The sequence below is a fragment of the Pigmentibacter ruber genome (assembly GCF_009792895.1).
In the GTDB taxonomy this organism is placed as follows: domain Bacteria; phylum Bdellovibrionota_B; class Oligoflexia; order Silvanigrellales; family Silvanigrellaceae; genus Silvanigrella; species Silvanigrella rubra.
Genome location: NZ_WSSC01000005.1, coordinates 97,054 through 117,402 on the forward strand (window position 1 = coordinate 97,054; position 20,349 = coordinate 117,402).

Sequence of the window (20,349 nt, forward strand, 5' to 3'; positions counted from 1 at the left end):
ATGTCTCTAATTAATATTATTAATAGTGCAATGAAGTTAATTTTAAATTTTAAAATTCTTGAGATTAGACAAGCATGGAGAACTTCAATAGTATGTGTTATTTGTTTGTTCATTAACAGACATTTTTTACAAGGAGAATTTCCAGCTTGGGCTATAGTAACAGCAGTAGTCTGTTTGCAAAGTAACTTTGGTGCTACTCTAAAGAGAGTAAAACAAAGGGTTATTGGCACAGTATTAGGTTGTGCATTGGCTTTAGGTTTAACTATATTATTTCCAGATAATGTTTATTTATCAATTGGAATACTCTTGATTTCTATATTACTTGCTATATATAATTCTTTATATAATACTTATTCTTATACATATACTGTATTCTTTTTTACTTTAGGATTAATTGCCATTATTTCAACTATTTTTCACAATGGTAGAGAATTTGCTATTTTAAGAATTGAAGATGTGGCTCTTGGTGCTCTTGTTGGAACATTGGGTTCGCTTGTTTTATGGCCTGATTTTGCAAGAAAAACATTTAAAAATGATTTGTTAAAAGTTGTATCTGAAATTGAAAACTATTTTATAGTAATTAGAAGTTGGGTTAGCCAAGATGCTTCTGAGGAAAATGTAAACGCCCAAAAGATCATTTCTGCAACATCCAATCAAGAAGCAAGAAATAAAATTTCTGAGATATATTATGAACTTGGATCGAAAAAATATCCTTTGAAAGAATACGAATTGTTTATATTATCACAAGAAAGAATTCATTATTCTCTTTTAAATATATATAATACTTTAAAGTTAAATTCCTATGAAGAAAAAATCAATGCATTTGCCTACGTCGCAATACATTTAGAAGCAATACAAGACTATTTTCGTATGTCAGTAGCACGCTTACCTCTTTCAAGAAAAAGTATTCAACCATTTCAAAAAGTTAATGATCAAAAACTTTTGCAGAAGCTTGAGAAGCAGGCGGAAGAAGGAATATCTCTTTTGCGAACTAAAGAAAAGTCTATAGATCAAAGAAAATATAAGCTTTTATTAGAGAAGCTCTTGTATGATGTAAAGCTTATGAATGAAGAAATCAATAAAATATATGATTACTATCATCTGCACTAACTAATTAAAATTAAATAATTATTGCCTGTTATTATTTTTTGCAATTATTCATTTTAAAAGTTGAAAAACTAAGCTTTTGTATGGCAAGCTACAGGCTCTATTGTTTATTGTTTCTCTTGGAGAAGTCGTTATGCATCTTATTGGGTTTGATATAGGTGGAACAAAACTTGAAGCTATGCTGATTCATATCGGAAAGTTAAATAAAGATGAAGATTACCTTTCTTCTTTTGAATTCCAAAAATCATCAGGTGAAATCGTACCAGGTTATGTTTTATTTAAGAAAAGAGTGGCGACAGAAAGACATAATGGATACGAACAAGTAATTGAAAAACTTGCATCACTCGCGAAAGAAGTCTGTGCCGAGAAAAATTTAGATATTCATTCATTAGCTGGTATTGGGTTAAGTATTCCAGGGCCGGTGGATCCTAAAACTGAAGTAGTGACATCAAGTAATACTATGATCTTAGTTGGTCATAATATGCACCAAGATCTTCGTGCAAAATTAAAAGTTACTTTTCCCATTGTTTGTGAAAACGATGCCAATTGTTTTGCATTAGCAGAAACACTTTGTGGTGCTGGATTAGATTACTTTAAAAAAACAGGGATTCCTGTAAATAAGCAAGTGAGTATTGGACTTATTTTAGGTTCGGGTTTTGGCGGTGGCATAGTTGTGAATGGAAAAGCTGTTACTGGAAGAAGAGGGGGTGCTGGTGAAGTGGGGCATATGACACTGTATGCAGGTGGTTCCCCTTGTTATTGTGGGCGTGCCGGTTGTGCTGAACAATATCTTTGTGGACCAGCACTTGAAGCTGCTTTGAATAATAGAATTTATTCACAGATTGAAAAACGCCCGACTGCTGCAGAAGTTTTTGAATTGTATAAAGCACAAGATCCAATCGCTTTAGCTGTTGTTAAGCGTTATAAATCAGATTTAGCACTTTTTCTGGGTTCCTTAACTTGTATGCTTGATCCTCATTATTTTGTATTAGGTGGAGGCTTAAGTTTACAAGATATTATTTATGAGGGACTTGAAAGAAAAATCGGTGAAAATACTTACCTACCTGAACAGCCAATTCCGATTTATAAACATAAAATAGGAGATTCTGCAGGAGCCATTGGTGCTGCATTAGTTGTTTTGGAACAAAATAAACTGCATTTTTAAAAACATCTCATAAAGAATATCTTAGCAAAATAATTTTTATTAATAATTAATATTTTTTTAAATAATAAATATTTTAAAAAAACAAAATCAAAAAATATATTTTATAAACTTATTTTGTATTAAATCATGTTTTCTAAATTTTTTCGCAATTGTTTTAAAACTCGGGTAAGTAACAATTTTTCATCTTCAGCTATATCTTTTAGTACTTTAGGTCTAATTCTTTCGCTTATTTTAAAAGCATCTTGAAGTTTACTTTCACCTTGTTCAGTTAAATGCAAACTTTTTGCTCTTTTATCTTTATTGTCATCTTGTTTTTGCAACCATTTTTTTTGTTCCATATTTTCTAAAGAGCGGGTTAAGCTTTGTGGTTCTACATCCATTATTAAAGCTAAATCTGCTTGCCTGATTCCTGGGTTTCGTCCAATATATACTAATATTCGTCTTTCCAACCGACTAAGTTCATATTCCTTTGCAAGATCATCCAATTTATTTCGCCATAGATTAATTGTATCAATAAAATAAAATTCTAAGATAACATCAATGCTCAAATTATCTGTTTTAAACTTTGGAATAGACGCTGTCTTCTCAGACGAAACAAAATCAAGATTTTCCATGTTATTCTCCAATTGAACATTACAAATTCAAAGAAATAATCAAGTCCTGTATGGAACCGCTACCAAGAAGAACAAATATAACTGGAAAAATAAATAAAACCAAAGGGAAAACCATTTTAACTGCAGCCTTTGCAGCAAAAGCTTCCATAGTTAAAACTGCGTGCGATTGCAACGTTCTATTTAAATCAAGCAATGCTTTTTGGATTGGCGTTCCTAATTCCAGAGAAATTTGAATTGTTTCAATTGTCTCAAGAAAATATGGGGTTAGTGATTTATTCTTTACTTCTTTTAAACAAGTAAGAAAAGGGGTGCCTAGTAGATAGCGAAAAAGAATTTCATTTGTTACTTTTTTCAAATCTTTGTTTGTAATACAATGAGAGGCATTTTGAAAAGCTTGAAATAAGTTTTGCCCAGCTTCTAAGTTTAAAACTAACAAATCTATAAAATCAATTGTAGAATAATATTCATTAAGCGAGAAATTAAAGGATGATATGTTTAATTTTTTTAGAATATTAAAAATATCTTTATTGAAAAAAAATCCTAAATTTAAAAAGAAAAATATAATTACATAGGTCATTTTATTACACCTGAAATTTTATTTATGAAATAAATACCTAAAAAATAAAAGACGATCATAAAAAAAAGTAAAAGATTTCCAATTGTATTAATGATAAAGAAAGTAATATAGTTTGGTGAAATAAAAAATAAAACAAATGCAAGAATGAATGGTGATAAAGAAATTATCGCTGCTTGCAAGCGAATTTGTGCTGTGTAAGTTTGAAACTTTTTTTTTGCTGAAATTTTTTCAAGTAATCTAATTCGAAAATTTTCTAATATATAATTTATATTTCCTTTTTGAATAGAGCATACTTTTAATATGCCTAGTAATAGTATTAAATTGTTTTCATGTTTTTTATTTGAAATAGAAACTAGTGTTTTATCTATTGAGCAAGTTAAAGAATTACCTTTGTTGTAATAATAATTTATTAAGAATAAGATGTTTTTTAAATATGGGTTCCAATTATGATTGTTTGATATTTTTTGAAGAGCTTGTGATAATTCAATACCTGATGAAAGATAAGATTTTAAATAAAAAACAAGCTTAGGTAATTCTTTATTTAAAATATAGGTATATTTTTTATTTTTAAAATATTCAAATAATAAAAAGAATAATTCGAATAATAGATAAAAAAATGGATGAATAAGTTTTATGAAAAAAAACTTGTCATTTTTAATAACTACTATATATATTAAATTTGAGAAGAAAAAAAATAAATAATTTATCAGCATATTGATGTATCATCTTCATAAATTCTGCTTAATACAAACTCATTTTCATGACTTAATTTTACCAATTCATAGATAGAGTGAATTGATCTTTTTCCATTTTTATTCCTAACAAGTTGAATAATAATATTGATTGCAGAAGCAATTTGCTCTCGGATGCCTTTTAAAGGTAAATCATATCCTGAAAACAATACTAAAGTTTCTAATCTAAGTAATGCGGCATGTGGGGTGTTAGAATGAATGGTTGTCATACTACCTAAATGCCCAGTGTTCATCGCCTGTAACATGTCTAAGGCCTCTTCCCCTCGACATTCTCCAATTATAATTCTATCTGGACGCATCCTTAGAGCATTTTTGAGTAAATCTCTAATGCTAACAATTCCCTTTTTCTCAATATTTTCTTTTCTACTCTCTAGCCTGATGACATGGGGGTGATCAAGATTTAATTCTGCTGAGTCTTCAATAGTTATAATACGTTCATTTTTAGAAATTAAGGATGCTAAACAATTTAGTAATGTCGTTTTTCCAGTTCCAGTACCTCCAGAAATTAATATATTTTTTTTCTCGATAATGTATTTTAGGAGATAGTGTTGCAAAGATTTTTGGATACTATCGTTTTCTATAAGACAATTTAAAGAAAAAGATTTTTTTGGGAATTTTCTGATAGTTAAACAAGCTCCATCAATTGCTAAAGGTGGGATGATGGCATGTATTCTGTCTCCATTCATCAATCTTGCATCACAATAGGGAGATGTAATATCTATTTTTCTTCCACAAAAATTGCACATCTTTTCGATTATGTGCATTAAGTTTTTTTCTGATGGAAATTTTAATTTTGATAAGGACAATTTTCCAAATTTTTCTAAATATATTGTTTGATAATTATTTATCATAATTTCTGTTACATCATCTTGTTGTAAAATGGAAGATATCACTCCATAATCAAAAAATTGAGATTTCAAACACCATAGATATTTTTGGAAAAAAGATCTATTTTCTTTTAAATAAACATCTTCATTTGCGAAATAAATATCACCTAAAATAGGAGTAGCAGCATCATAGAAATCATATTCAGAAATATTTATATTGTTGTTAAGAAATTGTTTTTTACCAATAAAATTATCTTGAATTTTATTTGAAATAAACTCAAAATTAGATTCTAAAAAAATAGTAGAAATTTCTTCTTCATCGGGTTCAAATTGCTTAAATTTTTTAAGATATTTAAAAGAAATAATTTTATTATTTATTTTTAGTAGATTCTTCATAAAAAAAACTTTAGTAATTCTATCTTCAATGATATAAATAAAGCCATATTCAATTATTACTTGAATAAAAACATTTATTTTTAAATTTAATACTATATCACATTCATTAGAATTTCCTATAGTCAGATTTGTATCAAATACTATAGCTTTTTTATCATTAAAAAAAGTTTCTACTTCCCAAGTCATTTTTTATCACCATAAATTATTTGAAATCTATCATTTTTAATAATGTTTTTTATCTTTTCATTTTCTATAAATTTATTTAATGTTATTGCTTGATCTTTATAGTCAAAATTATCATTAGGATTTCTTAATGATAATGAAAAATTTGCATATCTTTTCATAAATAAAATAATTTTAATTTCTTCAGGTGTTAAATAAAAACTGATTGAATTATTACTATTGTAACGCGATCTAAATGTTCTATTTTTTTCATCTATTCCAATCAATTGAATATTTTGTAGTATGACTTCAGTAGCTTTTCCAAAATTTGGGATATCAAGATTTGCAATAATATCTACTCTATCGCCAGTGCGTAAACTTTTAGCTATTGCTCCTAATTCTAATTCTAAAACAAAGAGTCTTTTACCATAAGGAATTTTATCAGGTATTGAACTTTTATCTTTAGCAAAAACACTCGAATTAAAAATATAGCTATTTTCCTCGATTTCAGTGATTGCTTTTTTTCCCATAAATAAATCAATATTGTTATTCTTTTCTATAAAATTAATAATATCCTCAATTTTTTCAGAAGAAATAACAAGATTATCGTTGGTTAATGTTTCGCCAGGATTAATTTTTCCTTTAGATTTAAGAACTTTAATTTCCAAATAATTTGATAATTTATTTTCAGTAATTATTTTAATAATTAATATTTGGAAAAAGCATAATAAAATACAAATAATTATTTTTTTTAGATTGCTGTTGAGTAAAGAAAAAAATTTAACCTTTTCTTTATTCAAACTATTGTTATTTGATTCCCAATTTATATTGACCATTTTACAGACTTTCACTGTCAAAAATATCTTCATCTTGATTGATTGAGGTATTTCCAGAAACTTTTCCAGCGTTTTTCTGAGCTTTTTCAGCAGAATTTTTCGCTTTTTTTTCTGAATCTGACACCTTAGATACATCTTGACCAGCAATAACTCCTGCAAGTGAAGCAATTTTTCCCTTTATTGCACCACCGAAAAAGGCTGTAGCAGCGACTGCTGCCACAGCTACTAAACTAAGTATAATAGCGTATTCAGTTAAACTTTGACCAGATTCTAAATTATTTTTGCTCTGCATGGTAAAAACTCCTTTAAAAAATATATAGTCAAATATCAATTACAAAAATCACATTAATTTTTGACTGATATTTAAAAGGTTAAAAATATTATAAAAAGAAGTTTGGAAGGGAAGAATATTTTGGGTATTACGAATTAATCAGAATACAAAGGTATATCGAAAAATATTTTTTTCTGGTTCCTGTCAATATAAAAAAAATTTTTAAAAAGTAAAATTTACTTCGTCTTTTATTTTAAAGGTTGTAAAATGAAGTTAGAAAAAATTAAAAAAAAATATTATCTCTTATTTAAAAATAAACATGATAAAAAAATACCACTATTAGAACTTAATAAAAATTATCAAATGAAAGTAGGTTTTTTAAATCATTTATTTCCTCCAGATAATTATGGATTGATTTATAAAAATCATTTAATTTTCCATACAATCAGTATGAATTTCGATATTACTATAATATGTTTTGACAAATTCTATAATCTTATAAAATCTCCTTTTATAGTCCCTAAAAACTGTATATTTATTGTTCCTTTTAATACAAAGTATGTTTGTGAAATTTCATCAGGTTTTACTTCTTATGAAATATTTAGTAATAAAAATAAACGTATTTATTTAGTCAAAAATAAATTCTTATATACTATTTTTAAAAATATAAAATTTATTTTTATAACAATAATTTTGACAAATTTAGCATTAATTAGTTTTGCTTGTTTTGCAAATGAACAATTAAATCTTGTTTTAGGCAAAGAAAAAACCTTAGATTTAGGACAAGCCCCTTTAAGTATCCAAATATCAGATCCTGATGTGATAGATGTAAATAGAATTGGCATGACAAATTCTATAAAATTAATACCAAAATTAAATGGTTTTACTTCCCTTGTTATCCAATATCCTGATGGAATAGAACAGCAATGGAATATAAATATAGGAAAAGCAAAAAATTATTCAAATTCACCTGTTGTTAATTATGAAGAAAATACTTCAAGTTTAGATATTGTTGCAAAAAGTTTAAAGAAAATAAATGGTATAAACTATTTAATTAGAAATGGTAAAATAGTAATTACTGGAAGAGTTAAAGAACTAAAAGATTTTCGCATGTTAGTTAATGTAACTAGTTCAAAATCTAATTTATTTTATCCTGCTTATGAAATAAATCCACAAATTGAAGAGGAAATATTTAAAGTATTAGAAGGCTACTTAAAAATTATGGGAGAAAAAAATTTACAAATTGTAAATAGAGCTGGATTTTTAGCTGTTACAGGAGTATCGACAAATCCAGCAGCCAAAAATAAAGCTTGGAGTTTTCTAAGTGCACTCTTACCAAATTTAAATGACTACATTAGTCTAAAAACTGGAGAAAGTTCTCAAATACAAATTAATCTTGAATTTCTTGAAGTAGGAAAATTAAAAAATTTGCATGCAGGAGCATCTTGGCCAGGAATGCATCAACCTATTGTTGGAAATTTTAATCTAGGAAGTAATCTTTTAACAGAAGGTTTTTCTAATTCTTCTTTACAAGTTGCTCCGCTATCAATTTTATTAAAAGCGTTAAAAGAAAGAAATTTTGCTAGGAATATTGCTAAACCAGTTATACTCACTCGCTCCGGGGAAAAAGCATTTTTTTTAGCAGGTGGAGAAGTACCTATTGTCTCAAGTCAAATGCAGAATAATCAGCAAAATAATTCGGTAAGTTTCAAACCATTTGGAATATTGTTTCATGTAACCCCTAATCTACAAACAGACGGAACTATTTGGGTACAATTAGATTTGGAAGTAAGTGATGTTTCGGATGTTTTATCATATCAAAATATTCCAGGATTTGTTACCCGAAAATTAAAAACTAATATTGTTTTAAAAGATGAAAATTACGTCGTTTTAAGTGGATTGATTCAGTCTAAACATTCTAAAAGTATTTCAAAATTTCCTTTAATTGGTGATTTGCCTATCATTGGTGAACTTTTTAAAAGTAGGAAATTTAAAGATGATGAATCCGAGCTATGGATAGCTATTTCGGCCACTAAAGAAGATCAGAATTCTTTAAAAAATAAAGAATTTTATATGAATAATTTAAAAAATAATTCTAAAAATTCTTTTTCATTTAATTTACTGGATTAAAAATGTATCTCATATTTGATGCAAAAAATGGTATTTTACAATTAAGTTCTTTATGTCCAAGTGATGAATTAATAAGTAGAGGAATTTGTTTTTTAAACAAAGAAGTTTCTTCAAATGTAATAATTATTAATTTTAAATTAGATTTTTCTAAGAAAGAATATATTCCAGACTATCGCTTGGAGATAAAAAATAAATTATTTTTATTTTTTATAAAAAATTTTCTAATCAAAAATAGAATTATTATAGAATTTCTTAGTAGAGTAAAATTTTTTAATGCCGCAAAAATAATTTTTTGTTCGGTAAATATTTGTTTAATTTTAGGAAAATTTTTTATATGTGAAATTTACAATATCAGAATTGAATATAATGAATTAAAATATAAGGAATTATTTCATTATGTTTTAGAATATAAAGGTAAAGAAATTATATTTGGTAATACTAGTAGTTTAATTTATACAGAACTCAATCAATTTCAGTATGCTAAAAATTTAAAATTTATAAAATTGAGAAGTTTTTATCCTTTATCAAATAGTAAATTATCCAGAAAAATATTAATAACACATTATAAAAAGATTTTTTTAATGAATGAAAAAAATAACTCAATACTTCCTTTTTATACTTGTGATAATTTGAATGGTAGATTTTATTTGTATGATATAAATTTAGAGCAAAAGAATGAAATTATCATTTTTAATGATATAGATAATACAGAAAAAAAATATAATTTAACTATTTTTACTTATGATGATTACTCTTCTTATAAATTTGAAAATTTTTGTAGGATTAATTTATGAAAAATTCAGTTATTTTATTTTCATTTAAAAAGAATGAATATATTGAAATTGAAAATTTTGTTATAGAGAATAATAGTTTTAATTTTGTCTTTAAAAATGATACTTTTTACATTGAGTTTAATGATGTCAAAATGTATAGAAAATACGATACATGTTTTTACTTAGAAAATAATATTTATTTTATAACTAAAAAGAATGGTGATTCTTTTTTTATTGAGGATAAAGATAAAAATAATTTTTTTATAGAGTATAATTTTTTTAGTTATTGCAGAATTTTTTTACGATTTTTAAAGTTTAGTGATATAAGGATGATTTTTTTGGCTTATAAAAATTTTATATTTTTAAATTTTCTATTAATTCTTCTTTATTTTACTTATTTTTGTGAAAAATATAGTGTAAAAAATAATGAATTTGATTTTAATATTCAATATGTAAAAGAATACTTATTAGAAAAAAGTTTACTTAAAATAATTTTTAATGAAGTGAAAGGATAGGTATTATGAAAATATTATTAGATAATTCAGATGGATTAACTTTGTTAGAATTTATAATATTATTTCCTATTACTATTTTTCTTTCATTTTCGATTATAGAAATTTCTAGATTATATGCTTTTAAATTGTTTTTGCAATCAATTTCTAATGATATTTCAATATTTATATCTCACCAAAAATTAAAAATAAGTGAAAAAAATGTTCCTGAAATTGACTTTATTAAAAATTCTGTTAAAAAAAATATATTAAATAAAATTGATAATTTTCCAACTTATAATTTTCACGATTCAGTTAATTATAGTAATTCAATTTATTTAAAAGCTGAATTTATTAATTCAGATAATTTGAGTTATCCTGCAGGAGTATATTTAAAAATATATGTATGCCTTCCTCTTTTATTTCCTAAATTATTAAATGGTTATTTTGATAAATCTACATCAGTTGGCAAACAGGTTAAAAATACATCATTTAAAAATAGAAATTGTTTAGGTCATTTTTTTGATTATGATACTGAAGACAAAAACTTTTATTTTAGAGTAAGAAGCGCTTCTTATGTGCCTTGGCCAGCTTCTGTAAATATTTTTTTTAAGGGTTTATATGTTCCTAATAAATTTTATGGTATGGAAGAAATTAATGAAAAAGAAAAAAGAAATTTTTTTATGCAAAATATTGGAAAATATTTGTAATAATAAAAATTTGTCATGTCAAACAGGACAAATTTTATTTTCAAGCTTATTTTTAATCATTTTTTCATTAGTAATGTCAATTTTTTTTCTATTTACTGCAGAATGCTATATAAGGAATTATTCAAATGTAAATATTGCTAGAAATAGTGTTTTAATGGAGCGAACAGAAATAGCAAATATTTTAAATGAAATAAGTATTAATAATTATTTAATTTTTCATGCTGTAAAATTTGCTGAATATTCTTTTTTACAAGCTAGTGAATTAAGTATGTATAATTCTTATTCTCAAAAATATTGGGAAACTTTTAAAAAAATTAATAACGAAGGAGTTTTTGCAAACTTCTTTGACAATGCTAATGAAAAAAATATAAAATTAAATTTTGAAACATTCAAGCTATCTTCCGCGAGAAATCTTTCTATAGCAAAAAGTTTATCATTTAAAAACATAATTCTTTTTAATAAGTTGCCAAAAAAAATCTCTAGTCACTTCAAATTTTCTGGAAATAATACCACTTTTTGTATGGCACTAAATTCAAGTAACGAGATTTTTACAAAACCAGGTTTTTTTTCTTTCCCCATTTTAGAAAGATTTTATTCTTTTCATTTTGACCGAAATGAATGTGAAATAGCGCATAGACGTATAAATTACACATTTTTTTTACCAAAACTACCATCTCTAACTTTTGCAGCACAGGATAAATTTTTATTTTTAGAGAAAAACTCTACTATATCAAGTGCGCTTCACTATAGTCTACTTTATGTTCCATACGTGAATAAAGAAAATTTTTTAGTCGCTTTGGAAACTGAATCTCCAAAAAAAGTTGCTTATAAGAATAGTTATACTGTTTTTTTTAATTTGGTTATGAAATCTTTAAATATTCGTCTAGATAAGAAAATATTAGCAGATTATTCTAAAACTATTTATGCAACAGTTATTCATCCAAATTATTACTGTAATGAGAAATTCTCTGCAATTATTTCTACTGATAATAATTTCCAAAATAGAAATAATCTTCAATGTTTTATCGGAAAAAATGATTTTTTGTTTTCTTTCTTTCTCCCAAATTGGGCTGCAACGATTTCTTTTGAAAAGGATCAATCTGCAAATGAATTTTAATTATTCAGGCATGAAGGGGCAGGCTTTAGTAGAATCTATTATCATAATACCTATTTTCTTTTTGTTATTAACAGGAACCGTTTTTTTGTTTCAAATTAAGCTGCGAATTATGGCTGATGAAAATGTATTAAATGGACAAAAGTTGTCTTTTGCATATTTAAATGATGCAGAAAAATGGAGTGCTTTAAAATCTAGCGATATTATTTCACAGCAATCTTTCTATTCTTTTATGCCAAGTAAGTTTTTTAGTAATTCAGTTGATCAAATTGGTGGTCTTTTCTTTGATAAAGCTTATGTAGATAACTACAAAACAAAATCACAGAATAAACATAGCCCAGGATATTCTATATTTAATAATTTAAATGGAATTATTTTATTAGAAACTTGGACCCAAGATTCTAATTATGAAAGAGAGAAAGATTTACCTTTTAGGTTTAAAAGTTGGTCTAGTCATAAGTATTATGAAGAACAAAACATCTTCTACCCTTCTTCTGTAGTTGATCTTCACAAAAGAGATTTTAAAGTTCTTAATTCATTAACTTTATTTGATAAAACGCTTGAGTCTCAATATTTTTCACGCCAACAGGCGTCGCTTTATTCGCCTCTGCAAGGAGAGTTTGTCCAGCAGTGTCTGATGCGACCCTTTGCCCCTCTTTGCTCTTTGCATACAATTGAAAATATTTTAAATCGCACAGTTATTGATTCCACAAATTTCCAAATCCAGCTTTGTTTTCTAGAAGCTTCAGCCCGCTGTGTAGGTTCAGGGCCAGCTGTCGCAGTTTGTGTAGCTAATAAGATTATTCAAATAAAGAATGCTATCGAACTTGGTATCCCAGCATGGGTCTGTCCAATCTTGAACAATAAAGTGAAAGAAGTGAGTATCGCCACAAATTATTTCATTTCGTCTCAGTTGGGACGTTTTTCGCAGAAAGAAGCACAATTAAGAGGCGAATTAGTGAGCGATTTAGAGGCAAATAAAAAAAATAAAAAAAACTTGGGATCAATGCTTGACTGAACTGACCTTCGTGTATTAGTCACAGTCCTACCAACGGTTCGGCACTTTAGCTCAGTCGGTAGAGCAGTGGACTGAAAATCCACGTGTCCCCAGTTCGATTCTGGGAGGTGCCACCATTCTTACTTCTCTTCCTTTTTACTTCCTTTTAAGTATATCATTATTTGAAATCAAATAGGTTAGATTATGCGACCAAAATCGTACTCAAATTTGTTACCATCAGTCTCAAAGTATGTTGAAGAATTGCTGAATGTTGATTCGCATCCATCCCAGCAATTGGCTCTGCAGCTTGCAAAGAAACGTGGGACTCCTCCGTTACAAGTTTTACCTACGGACGGTAGAACATTGGAAGTAATTGCAAGGACTATCCAGCCAAGTAAAATTGTTGAAATAGGTACTCTTTGTGGATACTCCTCGTTATTTCTTGCAAATGCTTTGGTTCCAGGGGGAAAATTATATACCTGTGAACAGAGTCAGCATCATATTCAAGTAGCCACAGAAGTTTTTCAAACGTTAAACTTACTAGAAAAAATTGAGATTATTGAAGGCAATGCTGTTGTGACGTTACCTCAATTGAGTAGCAAGGGCCCCTTTGATCTTATTTTCATAGATGCTGATAAATTAAATTATCCTACCTACTTTGATTGGGCTATTGAAAATTTAAGAAGTGGAGGGCTTTTAATTGCAGATAATGTTTTTGTGTTTGGATATATTGCAGAAGACAATGTCTCAGAACAAGGTGAATTAAAAAATCTTATTGCTGCAATGCGTTTATTCAATGAGAAATGTGTAAAAGATGAGCGGCTGGTCACAACCTTTTTGCCTACTGGAGAAGGTTTAATGATTGCTACTAAAAAATAGCAATCATTTTATTGCAAAAGCTTTTGAAGGAAGTGAAACTCTCACTATAAAAGAACAAAAATAAAGACTTATTTTAAGTATAATGAGAAACTCCTGCTTTCCTTCTTAAAAATTTAGAATCAGTATCTATGCCATTTATAAGTATTTGGAATACAAGGCTGTTTACAATTTTCAGGCGCTTCACCACCTCTATCATCTGCAGACCATGCAACCAAGCTACGAATAATATTTTCTAATGGAACTTTTCTTTGCGCTGCGTATGGCGAATAAGCTCCCCACTCATTGAATGGACGGGTTGGGTTTTCTTGCCATTTGTAGATGTTATAATTGTAAGACTCAGTTGTATTGCCTGGTACTAGCCCAGTTGAAACATCGGCAGTTACTGTTGGTGTCCAAATGAAATCTGGGTGTGCGTTTTGATACCATTCTCCGCCAATAATTCTATCGCTAGAATCCAATTCAAGGTCATAGTAATACTCAACGGAAATAACGTTATCCCTTGATTCATTATCTCTTTGTGCGGTACTAGGGCCTGTTTCTGCAATATATTCTATTCTTGTTTTAACTCCAACAACTTTTGCTGCTCTATTAGAGCGGTATTTTCTAAATTTATCATTGGTAAATTGCTGCATAGGAATAGCTGCATCTTTCGCATTATAGGCTACTCTGCCAGTCTGAGGGTTAAAATAGACGTAAGAATATCCTAAAATTGGTTGATTCCACACTTGGAAATCATAGGTCGCATCAAATACAAAACTTCTATTATTTAAGCCCATTTGGTTAATTAAAGTGAGGTGAAATGTGCCAGGATTGGTATCAAAGCATTCCTGGCTAAGAATACGTCCATTTGCATCGGTTTGGGGATCTTTTTGATTGCAACGACCACCAATAAATTTTGTAGGATAACTTAAATTTGCCCATAGTAACGAAGACAGGGCTTTTATATCAGATGGATAAAAAGTTATTTCGACTCCATTTGTATTTGTTAACTTAACACTTCTTGCTGGTCTATTATACATATAAGCAGCAGGAGCCCAGCCATGGCAAATTCCTTCCCAGCCTTCAAAAGATCCATAACTAGTTACTTCTCCAAGTATAGATTGAGTTAAAGAATAATTTTGATCATTAACTAGCAAATCATATTTTTCCGCTGGTGATAAATTATTTGTCTTACCTTCTCGTATCAAGCTGCTAGCGGGTCTTTGATTTAAGATATAGTTTGCATATGCATTAATGTCAGACACAGCACCTAAACGTTCAGCATATCTATTTGTAACTGAGCCTTGTGAAAGAGGCCAGTAACTTCCAGACCATGGTTGGAAAGATAGGCGGAAGGTTGAAACATTTTTGCTATCTATTGTATTTATATTATCAATAAAAGAAGCAGGATTTTCAACCAAATATTTTGGATTGTCATTTCCTAAATATTCAGCAAATGGTGTGAATCTACGTGTATTTTTATACGCATTTTTCATCAGTTTTTCACGAATTTTATCTTTTTTAGATAAATACTCTTTTGTTTTTTGATCATTATTTGAAAATTGACTTTCAGGAATTACTTCATTAGAAGAGCTTTTCTTTTGTGGTATTGTATCCATAACTTTTTTAGGATTTTTATTAAATTCATTTAGAAAAGCGTTTATATCTGTTTGAGTTGATTGTGGGTTGGCGAAGGCGATAGAAGAAAGACATAAAGCAATGGCAATAGGAAATTTTCGAAAATTTTTGCTATAATCCATAAGCAAAACCCCTACTAATAGATATTATATAGTTATAATGTGAATATAAAAAATTTGAAATGCCGACACTTCGAGTGCGAAACTAATCTGTTAATTTAATTATGTCAATATAAATTATTTAAATTATTAAAAATAAAAATGATGATATTAAGTCTTATTTTTTTCTTTAAAAGTTATATGCCAAATTATTACATAAATTATGGATGTATAAATATATACTACTGAGGAATCAAAGAATACATTTTGTGTTAGGGCATGTATTAAATTTGCAATAAACATGCTTAGATAACAAAAAATTAAAAAATTCATTTCTTTGAAATTTTCATTTATTTTATTTTTTAAAGTTTTATATAAAAATCCTAGAATTGTTATAATCCAAAAGAAGGCTAATAGCCCACCACTTGCTAGAATTTCTAAATAGTTATTATGTGCATTATATTTTTCAGGTAAATTTTCAAATCCCATTTTATTATAATAGTTTTCTCTAACTCCATCTTTTAACCAGTAATTACCATGACCAACAACCGGTTTATCTAAAAACATTTGCCAATAAACTTTCCAAAAATACTGTCTATAATTACCATTATCAAGTGTTTTTGACTCTGAGATAGAATTTGTTGTAAATAATATTCTTTCCATTAAACCAGACTTTTTTAAGATAAAAAAACTAGAAACAATAAGTGCCATTAGAGTAATAATAGTTAAAAATGGTTTTCTTTTAATTCCTAGAAGAAATGGTATTAAAAGAAGCATAAAGATACAAGCTATTCCCGCTGTTCTCCCTGAACTTAAGATAACTATAATAAAATTACAAATAGAGATTACTAATAAAGCTAATTTATGAATATTTTTGTTTTTAAAAATGAAGAGGTTATCAAAGTTATAAATATGATTTTTAGTTATTGATAACCATAATAAACTCCAACAGAAAATAGAGTAGGCTAAACCTACACCAGCAATTGTTAAAGGATGTCCATAAAATCCATTAACTCGGTATTTTCCGTTATCAAGTACTTCTGTTGCTTCTAGGTACTTACCTTTAAAGGAATGAAAGTCTAGCCCAACATTGTATTGGTATATAAGTGCAAGACAAATTAAAATAGAAGCAGGAAACAATCCAGTCAAAAAATATTTTAAAGGTGAAATTTCTACTTTTTCAACATTCAAAGAAACAGAGTTTGCCCTGTTTTTTTTGCTAATGAATTGAAAAATAAGTAACAAAAGAGTTCCTATGAATAAATAAGATGGAAAATTACTTTGTAAAATACTTGGCCATTTTAAAGTAAGTTGGAATTTATAATTTGGAAACTGCTCAAGAGGAAATAAATAATTGATTATATTTGTGATTGGAAAAATAATATGAAGTAAAAGTAAACAAATTGCAGTTTTAATCAAAAAATCAGGGATGATTTTCTTTTGTTTGAGAAAATAAATAGAAGGGGCTACGATACAAATAATATAAAAGGAAAGACCTTGAACAGCTATTCCTAAATATAAAAAGAATGGGAACAAGAAAAAAAGATAATTTAGAAGCATAAGCCATCCTGTTGTAGCAGAAAATTTCTAAAAATAAATAAAAGGTAATCGAATTCTATCATTTTAAAAATTTATTGCCTAATATCATGACAATTAATATTAAAACATATTTCTTTTAAGGCTAATGAGAAGAAAAAGGAAGGTCATGAATTAAAAAGTTCACAAGTGCTTTTGGAAAACACTTGTGCTATAAAAAAGTTTTAATACAAAATAGTTTGATCCATTGTCATCGCGTTAAAGTAATTGTAAGTCATGTAATAATCGCCATTGTCACCAACTTCTGAGCTCCAAGAATTTCTAATTTTTAATAGTTGTTGATTATCATCATATCCAATTACAATCACTTCATGTCCAGCATTTGTTCTGACACAACGATTTCTTGAATCTTGTGGTTGATAGCAAGCCCATAAGCCACCTCTGTTTTGAGTAGCTTGACTTCCATCATTATTAATCATTTTTGTTCCAAAATCTGAATTATAAAGAAAACCAATTAGAACTCTATGTCCTGCGGCTAATGCTTGTCTTATAGCGTTTAAATCTGGTTTTGTATTTGTAGTTTGAATTTTATCACTAAAATCTTTATAACTTTGTTTAGTATATTGATTTATATCAACTGTTTGATTTGGATTTGGATATTTTGAACCAAAGCAGTAATTTTTAGCAATGATACCATATTTTTTTAGAGGCTGGATGATGTCATTTGCTGTCCATGCACCATTCCAATAATTATTTCCTAAAGTTTTTGTTAATGCTAATGCACATTGTTGATCTATATAGTCACCAATTCCAAATCTAGCATCTAATGCAGCAGTAGAAGAGAATGTAACGCATGTACCATAACGACCTTGATCTAAAACTGGTACATTAGCCATTTTTAAATCAACAGCGTTTGTTGATTGAGAAAATCTAACGATCCCTCGACTATAGTCTCTCTCTCCGCCACGGAAAAGCATAAAATAGTATGCATAATTTATTTTTTGTTCCATTTTTGGTGTTATTTCAACATTCATGAATGAGATTTCTTTTTTGTTATCAAAATGAAATATAGGATTGAATCCTCCTTGAGGGTCATTTTTTTCAACACTTAAAGTAACGGATCCATTTATATTTACATAGTCAGAAATGACTGAAGCAGATTGTGCTCTAGCAAGAAATGGAACTAAAGTAAAAATACTTAAAATTGAGACAAATTTTCCGGAAAAACGCATAATTTTCTCCTTATATTTAGCGTTAATGGAACCAAAATTCTTTGGATTTTTATTTCGTCTTGATCTTTAGTAATTGAAGGAGGCAGTAGGAAAAAATATTCCAATTTGTAAATTGAAAATTAATTTTATAGGAATTTTTTTATTATAATTGAAAAGGTTTTATTACATTATATAATAAAACCAAATTTTTTAATAAATATTAAAAATTAAGAGATGAGAAATTAAAACTCAAAATTTAGGCATGAAACATCTTCAGAGAAAACATTTGCTAAATAAGCTTTAGCTTCAGGTAATATGTGATGAGCAAAGAATTTTGCAGTTTTAATTTTATTATTATAAAACTTTTTGTCGCTTGTGGACAATTTATTATTTTTTAAGGAGTTTTGGGAAACAACTGCTTGCTCAAGCAGAAGGCCACTTATTATTGTATGCCCGAATGCCATCATAAAAGGATAAGCGTTCAAGATAGCCGCATGTTTATCCCCTTTTTTTGCTAATTCACCCATGTGCATTGCTGCTTTGCCAATCTTATTTACATAATCTCCTAATAATTGGACTTCTTTAGATATTTCGGCATTTTCCTTATTCGTTTCGATAAAGCTGACATGTCTTTGAATCCATTTCATAAAAATAGCACCATCTTCCATCCGCATTTTTCTTCCAACCAAATCAAGTGCTTGTATGCCATTCGTACCTTCATAAATTGAAGTAATTTTAGAATCTCTAAGTAATTGTTCTACTGGATAATCTTTTGTAAAACCATACCCACCATAAGTTTGAATAGATTGAATGATTGATTGAAATCCCATGTCTGTGCACCAAGACTTCATAATAGGTGTGAGTAACTCTAAAAATCCATGTGCCGTTTTCTTGTCTTTGTCATTTAAAGCATGTTGTGATTCGTCATGCATAAGTGCAGTGGTGTAACAAAGAGCACGCATTCCTTCGACTAAACTTCTTTGGCGAAGAAGCATTCTTTTCACATCAGGATGATTTACGATAGCAATGCGAGGAGGATTTTCATTTCCTTTTTTAACTGCAATATCTACTCCTTGAATTCTTTCTTTCGCATACTGCTCTGCATTTAGAAAAGCTACTGATGCTTGCCCTAGTCCCTGTAAACCGACACCAATTCTAGCTTCATTCATCATTAAAAACATATAATTGATGCCTTGATTTTCTTTTCCAATAAGAAATCCTTGGCATTGGTCATTATCACCAAAGCTCATGAGACAAGTTGAATTTCCATGGATTCCCATTTTCTCTTCTAATGAAATGCAATATAAATCATTTTTTTCTGTTACTTTACCTGTATCTTTATCGAAGCGAAATTTAGGAACCAAAAATAAGCTAACGCCCTCAATACCGTTTGGAGCACCTTCTATTCTTGCTAATACTAAATGCAGAATGTTTTCGGTGAAATCGTTTTCTCCACCAGAAATCCATTGTTTTACACCTTTAATGGAAAAAGAACCATCTTTGTTTCTTTTTGCCGTTGAACGTAAATCCCCTACAGCACTTCCCGCAGAAGGCTCTGTTAGACACATTGTTCCTGTCCAAAATCCTTCAGCAATTTTAGGGATACATGTTTTTCTCATCCAGTCTTCACCAAAGTGATAAACAACATGTGAAGCAGATCTTGTTAAGCCTGGATACATAGTAAAGGCTTGATTTGCACTAGAAAATATTTCCATAAAAACAGAAGCAACAATACCTGGAGCTTGAATGCCACCAGCTTCTTGCGAATCTGCAAGAGTTAGAAAGCCATTTTCAACAAACTGTTTGTATGCTTCTTTTGTGCCTGGTGGAGTAGTTACCTCTTTTGTTTCTTTATTATGTATGCACCCAATCCTATCACCAACTTTGTTTAGAGGGCCTAAGTTTTGATTGCATAATGTAATAGCAGAAGTTAACATTTCTCCAACTGATTCAATTGAATGATCCGAAAAATAAGGGATATCAAATAATTTTTGGATTTTAAGATATTCAAATAATACAAACTCAATTTCTCTTCTGTCAATCATAAAGGAACTTGTAGCGGCCATTAGTGACATCTCCTAAGAAA

19 protein-coding genes and 1 tRNA gene are annotated in these 20,349 nt (G+C 28.3%); 10 read left to right on the top strand and 10 right to left on the bottom strand.

All coding sequences use genetic code 11. The features are described from left to right. Both GOY08_RS14130 and GOY08_RS14135 read left to right on the top strand, forming a co-directional pair. Entirely contained in the window at positions 1-1,110 is a 1,110-nt protein-coding gene (locus tag GOY08_RS14130) for an FUSC family protein (RefSeq protein ID WP_158999572.1), read from the top strand. Positions 1,111-1,240: 130 nt separating this feature from the next. Beyond that, positions 1,241-2,272, top strand: coding sequence for an ROK family protein (locus tag GOY08_RS14135; protein ID WP_158999573.1), 1,032 nt, complete (start codon positions 1,241-1,243; stop codon positions 2,270-2,272). A 119-nt stretch (positions 2,273-2,391) separates the two neighbouring features. On the opposite strand, the gene GOY08_RS14140 is transcribed toward GOY08_RS14135, so the two are convergent. Genes GOY08_RS14140 through GOY08_RS14165 form a run of 6 tightly spaced genes read right to left on the bottom strand, consistent with a single transcriptional unit; the run spans position 2,392 to position 6,728 of the window. Next, the gene (locus tag GOY08_RS14140) at positions 2,392-2,886 is read right to left on the bottom strand and encodes a MarR family winged helix-turn-helix transcriptional regulator (protein WP_158999574.1); all 495 of its coding nucleotides are present in this window, start codon (positions 2,884-2,886) and stop codon (positions 2,392-2,394) included. Positions 2,887-2,905: 19 nt separating this feature from the next. Continuing rightward, a complete protein-coding gene (locus GOY08_RS14145) occupies positions 2,906-3,463 on the bottom strand; it encodes a type II secretion system F family protein (protein WP_158999575.1) in 558 nt (185 codons plus the stop codon). Continuing rightward, entirely contained in the window at positions 3,460-4,176 is a 717-nt protein-coding gene (locus GOY08_RS14150) for a type II secretion system F family protein (RefSeq protein ID WP_158999576.1), read from the bottom strand. Before GOY08_RS14150 ends, GOY08_RS14145 begins: the two co-directional genes overlap by 4 nt. Then, positions 4,170-5,624, bottom strand: a complete 1,455-nt coding sequence (locus tag GOY08_RS14155) for a CpaF family protein (protein WP_158999577.1) — start codon at positions 5,622-5,624, stop codon at positions 4,170-4,172. Before GOY08_RS14155 ends, GOY08_RS14150 begins: the two co-directional genes overlap by 7 nt. Continuing rightward, positions 5,621-6,436, bottom strand: a complete 816-nt coding sequence (locus GOY08_RS14160) for a CpaB family protein (protein WP_158999578.1) — start codon at positions 6,434-6,436, stop codon at positions 5,621-5,623. The genes GOY08_RS14155 and GOY08_RS14160 overlap by 4 nt, the downstream gene beginning before the upstream one ends. 1 nt (position 6,437) lies before the next feature. Beyond that, on the bottom strand, positions 6,438-6,728 hold the full coding sequence (locus GOY08_RS14165; RefSeq protein ID WP_158999579.1) for a hypothetical protein: 291 nt from the start codon (positions 6,726-6,728) through the stop codon (positions 6,438-6,440). A gap of 246 nt (positions 6,729-6,974) precedes the next feature. Here GOY08_RS14165 and GOY08_RS14170 point away from each other — a divergent pair, with 246 nt between their 5' ends. The 8 genes from GOY08_RS14170 to GOY08_RS14205 all read left to right on the top strand — a co-directional run bounded on the left by GOY08_RS14170 (position 6,975) and on the right by GOY08_RS14205 (position 13,801). Beyond that, complete coding sequence (locus tag GOY08_RS14170) at positions 6,975-8,837, top strand: type II and III secretion system protein family protein (protein ID WP_158999580.1); 1,863 nt, start codon at positions 6,975-6,977, stop codon at positions 8,835-8,837. 2 nt (positions 8,838-8,839) lie between these two features. After that, positions 8,840-9,631, top strand: coding sequence for a hypothetical protein (locus GOY08_RS14175; RefSeq protein ID WP_158999581.1), 792 nt, complete (start codon positions 8,840-8,842; stop codon positions 9,629-9,631). Continuing rightward, entirely contained in the window at positions 9,628-10,125 is a 498-nt protein-coding gene (locus GOY08_RS14180; RefSeq protein ID WP_158999582.1) for a hypothetical protein, read from the top strand. Before GOY08_RS14175 ends, GOY08_RS14180 begins: the two co-directional genes overlap by 4 nt. A gap of 5 nt (positions 10,126-10,130) precedes the next feature. Beyond that, entirely contained in the window at positions 10,131-10,811 is a 681-nt protein-coding gene (locus GOY08_RS14185) for a TadE/TadG family type IV pilus assembly protein (protein ID WP_158999583.1), read from the top strand. After that, a complete protein-coding gene (locus GOY08_RS14190) occupies positions 10,759-11,928 on the top strand; it encodes a hypothetical protein (RefSeq protein ID WP_158999584.1) in 1,170 nt (389 codons plus the stop codon). The genes GOY08_RS14185 and GOY08_RS14190 overlap by 53 nt, the downstream gene beginning before the upstream one ends. Beyond that, the gene (locus GOY08_RS14195) at positions 11,918-12,943 is read left to right on the top strand and encodes a hypothetical protein (RefSeq protein WP_158999585.1); all 1,026 of its coding nucleotides are present in this window, start codon (positions 11,918-11,920) and stop codon (positions 12,941-12,943) included. The genes GOY08_RS14190 and GOY08_RS14195 overlap by 11 nt, the downstream gene beginning before the upstream one ends. Positions 12,944-12,983: 40 nt before the next feature. Then, a tRNA-Phe gene (locus GOY08_RS14200) sits at positions 12,984-13,059 on the top strand. A 67-nt stretch (positions 13,060-13,126) separates the two neighbouring features. After that, entirely contained in the window at positions 13,127-13,801 is a 675-nt protein-coding gene (locus GOY08_RS14205) for an O-methyltransferase (protein ID WP_158999586.1), read from the top strand. A gap of 119 nt (positions 13,802-13,920) precedes the next feature. Here the strand turns inward: GOY08_RS14205 and GOY08_RS14210 are convergent, their stop codons facing one another. The 4 genes from GOY08_RS14210 to GOY08_RS14225 form a co-directional block, all read right to left on the bottom strand. After that, complete coding sequence (locus tag GOY08_RS14210) at positions 13,921-15,540, bottom strand: hypothetical protein (RefSeq protein WP_158999587.1); 1,620 nt, start codon at positions 15,538-15,540, stop codon at positions 13,921-13,923. A 147-nt stretch (positions 15,541-15,687) separates the two neighbouring features. Then, entirely contained in the window at positions 15,688-17,076 is a 1,389-nt protein-coding gene (locus GOY08_RS14215; protein ID WP_158999588.1) for an O-antigen ligase family protein, read from the bottom strand. Between the two features lie 200 nt (positions 17,077-17,276). After that, entirely contained in the window at positions 17,277-18,284 is a 1,008-nt protein-coding gene (locus GOY08_RS14220; RefSeq protein WP_158999589.1) for a C1 family peptidase, read from the bottom strand. Between the two features lie 221 nt (positions 18,285-18,505). Further along, on the bottom strand, positions 18,506-20,329 hold the full coding sequence (locus tag GOY08_RS14225; RefSeq protein ID WP_158999590.1) for an acyl-CoA dehydrogenase: 1,824 nt from the start codon (positions 20,327-20,329) through the stop codon (positions 18,506-18,508). Positions 20,330-20,349: the final 20 nt, after the last annotated feature.